Source organism: Suttonella ornithocola (assembly GCF_001889065.1).
In the GTDB taxonomy this organism is placed as follows: domain Bacteria; phylum Pseudomonadota; class Gammaproteobacteria; order Cardiobacteriales; family Cardiobacteriaceae; genus Suttonella_A; species Suttonella_A ornithocola.
The window spans coordinates 1-7,610 of the sequence record NZ_LWHB01000142.1 but is presented as its reverse complement, the minus strand read 5'-3'; the positions used below and the strand labels follow the sequence as shown (position 1 = coordinate 7,610).

At 42.6% G+C, this 7,610-nt stretch carries 16 protein-coding genes; 7 read left to right on the top strand and 9 right to left on the bottom strand.

Annotation, left to right across the window (positions count from 1 at the left end):
- From A5N85_RS10605 to A5N85_RS10565, 9 genes are all read right to left on the bottom strand, one after another.
- Nucleotides 1-434 (bottom strand): KilA-N domain-containing protein (locus tag A5N85_RS10605; RefSeq protein ID WP_169818659.1); only part of this gene is annotated, 434 nt, incomplete at its 3' end.
- Nucleotides 427-747, bottom strand: a complete 321-nt coding sequence (locus tag A5N85_RS15730; protein WP_072577202.1) for an ash family protein — start codon at nucleotides 745-747, stop codon at nucleotides 427-429. The genes A5N85_RS15730 and A5N85_RS10605, both read right to left, overlap by 8 nt.
- Nucleotides 744-1,076, bottom strand: a complete 333-nt coding sequence (locus A5N85_RS10595; RefSeq protein WP_072577201.1) for a DUF6378 domain-containing protein — start codon at nucleotides 1,074-1,076, stop codon at nucleotides 744-746. The genes A5N85_RS15730 and A5N85_RS10595 overlap by 4 nt, the downstream gene beginning before the upstream one ends.
- A complete protein-coding gene (locus tag A5N85_RS10590; RefSeq protein ID WP_072577200.1) occupies nucleotides 1,073-1,729 on the bottom strand; it encodes a DUF6475 domain-containing protein in 657 nt (218 codons plus the stop codon). The genes A5N85_RS10595 and A5N85_RS10590 overlap by 4 nt, the downstream gene beginning before the upstream one ends.
- Complete coding sequence (locus tag A5N85_RS10585; RefSeq protein ID WP_072577199.1) at nucleotides 1,726-2,676, bottom strand: hypothetical protein; 951 nt, start codon at nucleotides 2,674-2,676, stop codon at nucleotides 1,726-1,728. Before A5N85_RS10585 ends, A5N85_RS10590 begins: the two co-directional genes overlap by 4 nt.
- A complete protein-coding gene (locus tag A5N85_RS10580) occupies nucleotides 2,673-2,876 on the bottom strand; it encodes a hypothetical protein (RefSeq protein ID WP_072577198.1) in 204 nt (67 codons plus the stop codon). The genes A5N85_RS10585 and A5N85_RS10580 overlap by 4 nt, the downstream gene beginning before the upstream one ends.
- On the bottom strand, nucleotides 2,873-3,166 hold the full coding sequence (locus tag A5N85_RS10575; protein WP_115305969.1) for a hypothetical protein: 294 nt from the start codon (nucleotides 3,164-3,166) through the stop codon (nucleotides 2,873-2,875). The genes A5N85_RS10580 and A5N85_RS10575 overlap by 4 nt, the downstream gene beginning before the upstream one ends.
- A 97-nt stretch (nucleotides 3,167-3,263) precedes the next feature.
- On the bottom strand, nucleotides 3,264-3,737 hold the full coding sequence (locus tag A5N85_RS10570; protein ID WP_072577196.1) for a phage regulatory CII family protein: 474 nt from the start codon (nucleotides 3,735-3,737) through the stop codon (nucleotides 3,264-3,266).
- Nucleotides 3,727-3,939, bottom strand: a complete 213-nt coding sequence (locus A5N85_RS10565) for a Cro/CI family transcriptional regulator (RefSeq protein WP_072577195.1) — start codon at nucleotides 3,937-3,939, stop codon at nucleotides 3,727-3,729. Before A5N85_RS10565 ends, A5N85_RS10570 begins: the two co-directional genes overlap by 11 nt.
- A gap of 117 nt (nucleotides 3,940-4,056) precedes the next feature.
- On the opposite strand from A5N85_RS10565, the gene A5N85_RS10560 reads away from it, so the two are divergent.
- The 7 genes from A5N85_RS10560 to A5N85_RS10530 all read left to right on the top strand — a co-directional run.
- Nucleotides 4,057-4,731, top strand: a complete 675-nt coding sequence (locus tag A5N85_RS10560) for a S24 family peptidase (RefSeq protein ID WP_169818658.1) — start codon at nucleotides 4,057-4,059, stop codon at nucleotides 4,729-4,731.
- Between the two features lie 212 nt (nucleotides 4,732-4,943).
- Nucleotides 4,944-5,720 carry a DNA adenine methylase gene (locus A5N85_RS10555; RefSeq protein WP_072577193.1) on the top strand — a complete coding sequence of 259 codons (777 nt, stop codon included), beginning with the start codon at nucleotides 4,944-4,946 and terminating at the stop codon, nucleotides 5,718-5,720.
- Nucleotides 5,721-5,896: 176 nt separating this feature from the next.
- Nucleotides 5,897-6,262: a hypothetical protein gene (locus tag A5N85_RS10550; RefSeq protein WP_072577192.1), complete on the top strand. Its 366-nt coding sequence runs from the start codon at nucleotides 5,897-5,899 to the stop codon at nucleotides 6,260-6,262.
- On the top strand, nucleotides 6,259-6,453 hold the full coding sequence (locus A5N85_RS10545; RefSeq protein ID WP_072577191.1) for a hypothetical protein: 195 nt from the start codon (nucleotides 6,259-6,261) through the stop codon (nucleotides 6,451-6,453). Before A5N85_RS10550 ends, A5N85_RS10545 begins: the two co-directional genes overlap by 4 nt.
- Nucleotides 6,450-6,932, top strand: coding sequence for a hypothetical protein (locus A5N85_RS10540; RefSeq protein WP_072577190.1), 483 nt, complete (start codon nucleotides 6,450-6,452; stop codon nucleotides 6,930-6,932). The genes A5N85_RS10545 and A5N85_RS10540 overlap by 4 nt, the downstream gene beginning before the upstream one ends.
- A gap of 37 nt (nucleotides 6,933-6,969) precedes the next feature.
- Nucleotides 6,970-7,254, top strand: coding sequence for a hypothetical protein (locus tag A5N85_RS10535; RefSeq protein WP_072577189.1), 285 nt, complete (start codon nucleotides 6,970-6,972; stop codon nucleotides 7,252-7,254).
- A gap of 23 nt (nucleotides 7,255-7,277) precedes the next feature.
- On the top strand, nucleotides 7,278-7,610 hold a 333-nt coding region (locus A5N85_RS10530; RefSeq protein WP_072577188.1), incomplete at its 3' end, for a hypothetical protein.

Here is a 7,610-nt window from a genome sequence, read left to right as displayed (position 1 = left end):
ACCGCTTGCCAATACTTACCTGTGCGATAAACCATCTCTCGCACACCTTGCTTGATGTGAACAAGCTGCTCATCGGTGATATAAGGGGATTGTTCAACAGTAGCGAGAAAAGTGCGGATAACCGCTAGATGAACAAATGCGCTTATCCATGCGCCATAGGCAACAACAATTTCTTTACAAGCATATGTGCCACCATTTACGCCGCGTACCGTTTTGATTGAAAAGCCCAGATTTGGGCTTTTATTGATTTCATTATCAATTTCAGCGATGAGTGCTTGGGTTTGCTCGTTGCGTAGAAAACGATTTGGCTTGTGTTTTTCCTCACCACCCGCTGCTTTATGCAAGTCATTGAGAGAGTAAAGACCATCAATACAACGAATATCAGTATCAAGAATAGAAAGATTTGCGGATGCAACTTGAGTATGTTTAGACATGATTTGTCTCCTTGTGTTCATTAACAAAGAGACTGTCGGCATAACGCCAATTATGGGCGACAGTCTGCAAAGGATTGGCGTACCGTGAACACAAGTGAAACGGCGCATCTTTCGATGCTCCCTTGCAGCCTGCCATAACAGAAATCGTACGTGCAAAGATACTACGCACAAAAAAAGCGCTGTTAGATAGCGCGGCTGCGCTCGTGTTCAATCGGACGCCAATCCGAACACCTGCCTTTTTCGCAGGTGCAGAAAAAGCATAGCGCAAACCGTTCAACATTGCAAAGCCGCCTAAAAAATTTTCAAACATCATTCCAACTCTCCGGCACCGGATAATTCATCGCTAGTGGTTTGCAACTTCCGAGCTTTTCTCGATAGTTCATCAGCGACTAGCTGCGCATATCCCGCAATATCTATCCACGAGTCGTCATAGTTAGGGTCGCCATTAAGAATACGGGCGATTTTATGTGCAATCATTTCTAGCGCTTCTTGCTGCACATCACTCATTCTTGACCAACTATTGCCGCCTCTCATGACAATCTTTAATCTCTGCGCAAGACGGGCGTGAGTGGAAAATTTGCCGTAACGTGAGCTGCGTTCTTGCAGCACTGTAGAAATTTCTAATTTATCCGCTTTCGTCATGCTGCACCGCCTAAGACAATTTCCCCAATCGTTTTCATCGCTTGCGCATTTGGCAATGCGTGCTTTTGTCCCGTTTGATAGACCAAGCGACAGGCTTCTCGATTACCAATCACGCGCGGCTTCGGCGCGGGATAGCCTTTACTGATATTCTCTGCTTCCGTCAGCCCGATGAGATGCGAGGGATGTGGCAACTCCGCATTATTCGCATAGAGTTTGATAAATTCCTTTTCCCGCCAAATCAGCGATTCTGTTTGCTCTTGACACAGCTTTACCCAGCCGCCCATCAGGCTAATCACCGCGTGAATCTTGGCATCATCAAAAACCACTGACTGATAAGCGCCAATGCTGCCCAAAGCGCGCCGAACTTTCGCCCAAGCCAGCATCGCCGCATTTTCCGCCTGCGCTCTTGCTGATTGGCTGTTTTGCGTAACCCCTGCTGCTTCGAGAATATCGGCAATTTTGGGAAACCACTTGCCGCTATCGGGATTGCGTAAATGGCGGTTGAGCGCGGCTTGTAGCTCGTCAATGGTCAAACAAGATAAGCCGTTGAAAAATAGCTCAAGTGCGGCATCTGAAAGCGGTTTTTGTTGCGGATAAAGCTCATACAGCGCGTTCATCAAATCCGAAAATTGGTCAAAATCATCAAGGGTCATAGCAGCTCTCCAAAAATCGGGTTGTCTGGCGATGGATTCGCTTGTCCGTTGGTATCGGTTTGCTGATTTTTACGCGCCGCTTCGGCTGCCCAGCGGGCTTTAATCCGTGCTGCTTGCGCTTGTGCGTCGCGCTTCACATCGTCCATCGTGCGGATTTGGCGTTGTCCTCCTTGCCCTGATGAGCTACGCGGTTGACTCTGCCAATCCCAGTTCGCGTTAAATCCTTGCCAACCACGTTCAGCGCAGAGCTGACAAACTTCCGCCAACGCGAGCCCCGCTTTCTCTGCTTCTCGTACCAAGCCATTGAGTGCAGTTTGCGTGAGCGGCTTTTTGCGGGTGGCGAGATAATCAGCGGCGGTTTGCTCCTCAACGCCAGCGGCTAACAAAGCGGCTAAGGGCTGGAATTTGGCTTGCGCTTTGCGCTTGGGCGGAACAGGGGGCGGATTTTTTTCGGCTGCCTTTTTCTCGCGCGCGGGCGGGCGCGCATCTAGTGCCGTAATCTCTTGTAAGTAATCTCCTGTATTACCTATATGACGATTGTTGCTTTTATGCTCGGCGAATGTTGATTTAATATCCCCCGAATGTTGATTTTGCATTTCGGGAATGTTGCTACTGCTATCCCCGAAAAATGCATCCATTAACCCGTCAAAATTCTCTTCATCAATCTTGAAATACAGCTTATGTTCTAATCGCTTATGTGTTTCGATTAGCACACCTTTTTCGCGTAAAATTTTGCGAGCTGTGCGTTGTTCTTGCACCGATAGACCTGTTTCTGCTGTTAAATCTTCAGCCGTCTTAAAAACGCCTAAATCACTTGTTGCTTTTGGCATCCAGTAAAATAACTGGGCAAACAAAATCGCGGCGGTAACACTGCCAAAAACACGGCTCAATTGAGGGTAATAAGCTACAGCTCTCCCTAAACGACGCATCTGTAAACTGCTACTCATACGCCCACCCTCTCTCTCATCTTCTCAACTAGCGGTAAATAATCCGGATGATCAAGATGCTCGCCGCGATTAAACTGCCGCAAGCGAATAATCGTCGTGCCAAAAAAGCCCGCGAAAATTCCCTCATCCTTAGAGCCAAATTGCGCGTAAAAATACGCTAACGCGCTATCACAGAGTTCGTTAAAATCTTGAGTATTCATTGCGCCACTCCAACTAACCGATGCGCTTTGACCTGCGCTTGCTTATCATCAAAGCGTGATTTAACGTTGATGTAATCGCTGTTAATCAATACGCCACGACGCTTTAAATCGCTAATCCGCGAGCGAAAAGCCGCGCCTAATCCATATTGCTCGGCATCTTTTTGCGTAATCTCAGCGCCGGTTTTAAGCATCAACAACAGCGTTTGGCATTGCGTCGGATGCTTGCCGTTTTGCTTGATATGAGCGGTTATCTCTGCGCGGACTTGTGCGTGTTGGGATTGAGTCATCATTACTCACCTCCCAAAACGCTTATCCAAGCTTGATTTTCTTTTCTGATTTCTGTCATAATGTCCTCGCTATTTTGTTCGCCGCCCTGTGCGGCTTTTTTTATTGCAAAACCTTGCGCAAACGCAGAATTGCGTTTTGCACATCATCTAACTCTGCTGATAACTGAGCTTTTTCATTGCGCGATAACACGCCGTCTGCTAAAGCATTCGTTGCATCGCTTGCCCAAGCCAAAAAATGACTGATTGATTCAAGCACACAGCAGCAATCTTCTTGCTCGCTTTCCTCTTCAAACGGCATGAATCGCCCATTTGCCAATGCGCATAAGGCATTCATACTGCCTTGCCCATGTAGCTGCTCTAAAACGCTTAAAAATACCCAGAGCGACGGCATGGACTCGGTTTGCTCAGAAAACATATTGCGAAGCGTGGAATCGTTAATCCCAATTACTTCTGCTATTGCTCTTGCCCCACCGGGATAACGTCTAAAATCATTATTGATGGCTCGAAAAATGGCGGAAAAATCTGCTTTGCGCGCGTCCGCTCTAGTTGTGCGCATTGTTTGATTATTGAACATTCGTTAAACTCCTCTTAACAGGTTTAGAGGAGTAAACAAATTCATCATAGTGAAGTTTTCCACCAGTTAATTGCTCTAGCTGCATTGCTCGCAACTGAGGTATAACCCGTCCCCATAATGAAACACTAGATTTACCAATGCCTAATGCATCAGCAACAGCAATCTGACTGCCAAAATAGGTAATAACATCTTTTTTGAACATATAAGCTCCTTTTTGTTTAGAGAGTTTAGTCTACCAAACAAAAAAGGTCAATAAATCCAAACAAAATAAAGTTTAGAATACTCAACCATGAATATAGAGAACCGCATAAAACAGCGCATGGAAGAACTTGGTATCAAACAAGTAGATATCGTGCGACATACAAAAGCTTCACGAGGCTCAGTCAGTCAATGGCTAAGCGGAGTTTCTGCGCCAAGTGTTAAATATGCATCAAAACTAGCTGATTATTTACAGTGTGATTATGATTGGCTCATGTTTGGCGCTGGGACTCCAGAAATAAAGTCAGAAAGTAAACCCAAAGGTGATATCGGTGAAGTCATTGATATGCAACTTTGGAGCAAAAATGATCCTTTACCAGAAGATGAATTTGCCTATTTGCCTTTTTATAAAGACGTAGAGTTTCAGGGCGGGAAAGGATGCTTTCCAACTGAAGACTTCAATGGGTATAAATTGGCATTTGCTAAATCTACATTACATCGCTACAACGTCAGTCCTAAAGATGCAGTGATGGTTAGCATGACTGGAGATTCAATGGAGCCAGTCATTCCACCAGGCTCAACTATTGGTATTAATATGGGCGAAAAACGCATCATGGACGGCAAGATATATGCGATTGATCATGGGGGATTGCTACGCATTAAACGCCTCTACCGCTTGCCTAATGGTTATGTACGCATTAATAGCTACAACGATATTGACTATAAAGATGAATGTGTACCGATTGAAGAAATTGAAGTAGTTGGTAAGATTTTTACATGGCAGGTAATGGTATGAATTTAAAATATAACCATAGTTTAGAGATATTTATTGCATGAAAATAACTCAAATCGAATTCGATGAAATAGGATTTCGAAAACTGCGTAACATAAAAATAAATATAGTCAAATCAGCTAAAAAACATAACGTTATCTACCGACAGAATGGCTAGATAAGGGCTATAGGATGTTTTGTTTTTTAGCTGATCGCACTATATTATTCAACATAATATGACTTCATGCCAATATGCTGAGCCTTACGCAGGCGGTTGTGGTCTAGCCTTATCCTTATTATTTAACAATATTGTAGATGAAATCTATATTAATGATATTGACAGATCTATTGCCTCTTTGTGGCTCTGCATAATGGAACATACAGAAGAATTATCCAATCGTATCCGTTTGGCCAAACTGACTATTGAAGAATGGGAACAGCAAAAGAGCATTCAAAATCATAAAGATATAGCCGATCCGTTAGATTTGGCATTTTCTACTTTATACCTAAATCGAACAAATCGATCTGGAATTATCAAAGCTGGAGTAATTGGTGGATATAACCAAGAAGGCAAATACAAAATGGATTGTAGATTCCAGAAAGATAGCCTAATAAATAAAATTCATCAAATAGCCAGTAAAAAATCACGTATTCATATATATAATCTTGATGGAATAGATTTTATTAATAAGCTAGAAGAGTTAGGATTAGCAAAACCATTTTTAATGGCTGATCCACCCTACTATAATAAAGGAAAAACACTATATACAAATTTTTATATGCATAAAAATCATGTAGATATAGCCAAAAAGTTAACTAATACCAAAATCCCTTGGATACTTACTTATGATAATACTCCAGAAATTATAGACTTATACAACAACTTTAAAAAATATACCTTTGATATTTATTATAGTGCTGCTAAAAAGAGAATAGGAACAGAGCTTTTGATTACCTCTAATCATTTCAGACTGCTTGAACACAAAAAATTGTCTGATCATAAAATATCTTAGTTTATGCACTATATTTAGAACCGCCTTTTGGCGGTTTTTTTATGTAAAAAATAAGTTGATAAACAACTATTTAAAAAATTAAGTTTATTTTTACAAACTTTTTTGTTTGGTTTACTTGATTTTATTTGTTTGGTTAGCTAAACTTTAGTCATCGAAGCACAACACGGAACAGCACGATGACACAAGAAATTCTCTCTTACTTCTCAGAAGCACTCGCCGAAGACTACACAGGCGAGGCTTACGAGGTAAAAACTGATAAAAACAGCGTAACCATTTCTAAAATCACTGATACCCGCCCAGAATATGGATACGGGGAATGTGGCAACTGGCGCGGTTCGTTTTATATGGGCGAAGAAATCACTGGCGAAAGAAGCGCCGAGATTAGCGTTAAAGACGGCTCAATCACCGTTGACTTCAGCGCTTGGGACAGATATAGCGATGAGAAAAAACAAGAAAGCTTCACCACTGAGTTAGACGCTTACGGCGACTTAGTTTCCGCCGATAGCATTTTCGAAAGCATCGAGAACTGGATAGGCGCATGAAAGACCTAGCCGCTTACACAATGATTTTTATTTTATTCCTCGCTGTCGGATGTGTCGGCAGCGAGAGCCTAGACACAGAACAATCTATCCGACCACCGCTCACATTCTTAGAAAGCATGTGCGAGCAAGGCGAAGCGGGCGCCTGCGAAGCACTGGCAGACAGATTATCAAATCAGGAGCAATTCAAATGAGCCGCTTAGAAGTTCTAAAAAATTCACTCGCTAAGAAAGAAGCTAAATTTGATAGCTACTTACAACATCATTTTGATGATGTTAGAAGCACAAATGGACAGCCTTTAAACGATAAGAGAAATGGCGCTTCAACAATGAAACGCTGGGAAAAACAAAATGAAAGACTATCTGAATTAGAAAAAGACATAGAAAAAACTAAAAATGCGATTGAACGCGAAGAAGCAAAAATCGCAAAAGTAGAGAAACAAGAAATACCAAACTTTCTAATACCTTTCTTAGAAAGCGGGGAACTAATTCAATGGAGGAAATACCCCAATCGATTTTTTGTGAGGGGCGTTGAGAAAGGACGGATTATTTGGGATGAGAAAACACAAAAAGTGCTTTGTTCTTATCACAAATCAATTCCAAATCAAGAGCAGTACACGATTTTCAGAAAAATATTTTACAAAATCAAAGAATTAAACGGAGAAAACAAATGATTTACTTAGCAAAATACAAACGCGGGGAAAATTGCAAATGAACATTTTTGAAAGATTTGCCGAAACAGCTGACTGCATCCAGCAAACAGCCAAAGCCATTGAGAAGCGCCTTGCTGGGCAAGGCAGCTGGCTGGTCTGCGCGCATATAAATGAAGAATGCCTGTCATTTAGCGCATTCACCGCATCGGGCGACCTCGGGCAAAAAGGCTCTATCAAAATTTTCAATGATAGAGGGCGCAATATTGCCACGGTTTACAACCCAAACTACAGCCACGAAGAACAAGCGGCGGTATTAGAAGCCAGCAAAGCCGTTCTTGGCTAGATTTACTCAACTAGGAGAAACCCATGTCAAAAATGACAACAGAAAGTTTCGTCGGCGAACTCGACGGCGGCATCTTTGAGCAAAAGCTCATCGCTGCATTGAAAGATGCTGGCATGAAAACTGTGCAACACGGCAAGCAAGCCAAAGTCTGTCTTGAACTGACTTTTAAGCAGATTGGGACAAGTAGTCAAGTTGCTGTAATGCACAAACTTAAATCTGATATCCCCACCAGCAAAGGAAAAGTCATCGAAGAAGACACGACAGAAACACCTATGTATGTCTGCGCTGGCGGTGAATTATCTGTGTTCCCGGACAATCAAATTGACTGGGTTGGAAAAGAAATGAAACAGGAAGCT

Excerpts from the sequence above, each read along its gene's own strand:
- A5N85_RS15730 (WP_072577202.1), bottom strand. The coding sequence starts at position 747 with ATGATGTTTGAAAATTTTTTAGGCGGCTTTGCAATGTTGAACGGTTTG.
- A5N85_RS10595 (WP_072577201.1), bottom strand. The coding sequence starts at position 1,076 with ATGACGAAAGCGGATAAATTAGAAATTTCTACAGTGCTGCAAGAACGC.
- A5N85_RS10590 (WP_072577200.1), bottom strand. The coding sequence starts at position 1,729 with ATGACCCTTGATGATTTTGACCAATTTTCGGATTTGATGAACGCGCTG.
- A5N85_RS10585 (WP_072577199.1), bottom strand. The coding sequence starts at position 2,676 with ATGAGTAGCAGTTTACAGATGCGTCGTTTAGGGAGAGCTGTAGCTTAT.
- A5N85_RS10580 (WP_072577198.1), bottom strand. The coding sequence starts at position 2,876 with ATGAATACTCAAGATTTTAACGAACTCTGTGATAGCGCGTTAGCGTAT.
- A5N85_RS10575 (WP_115305969.1), bottom strand. The coding sequence starts at position 3,166 with ATGATGACTCAATCCCAACACGCACAAGTCCGCGCAGAGATAACCGCT.
- A5N85_RS10570 (WP_072577196.1), bottom strand. The coding sequence starts at position 3,737 with ATGTTCAATAATCAAACAATGCGCACAACTAGAGCGGACGCGCGCAAA.
- A5N85_RS10565 (WP_072577195.1), bottom strand. The coding sequence starts at position 3,939 with ATGTTCAAAAAAGATGTTATTACCTATTTTGGCAGTCAGATTGCTGTT.
- A5N85_RS10560 (WP_169818658.1), top strand. The coding sequence starts at position 4,057 with ATGGAAGAACTTGGTATCAAACAAGTAGATATCGTGCGACATACAAAA.
- A5N85_RS10555 (WP_072577193.1), top strand. The coding sequence starts at position 4,944 with ATGACTTCATGCCAATATGCTGAGCCTTACGCAGGCGGTTGTGGTCTA.
- A5N85_RS10550 (WP_072577192.1), top strand. The coding sequence starts at position 5,897 with ATGACACAAGAAATTCTCTCTTACTTCTCAGAAGCACTCGCCGAAGAC.
- A5N85_RS10545 (WP_072577191.1), top strand. The coding sequence starts at position 6,259 with ATGAAAGACCTAGCCGCTTACACAATGATTTTTATTTTATTCCTCGCT.
- A5N85_RS10540 (WP_072577190.1), top strand. The coding sequence starts at position 6,450 with ATGAGCCGCTTAGAAGTTCTAAAAAATTCACTCGCTAAGAAAGAAGCT.
- A5N85_RS10535 (WP_072577189.1), top strand. The coding sequence starts at position 6,970 with ATGAACATTTTTGAAAGATTTGCCGAAACAGCTGACTGCATCCAGCAA.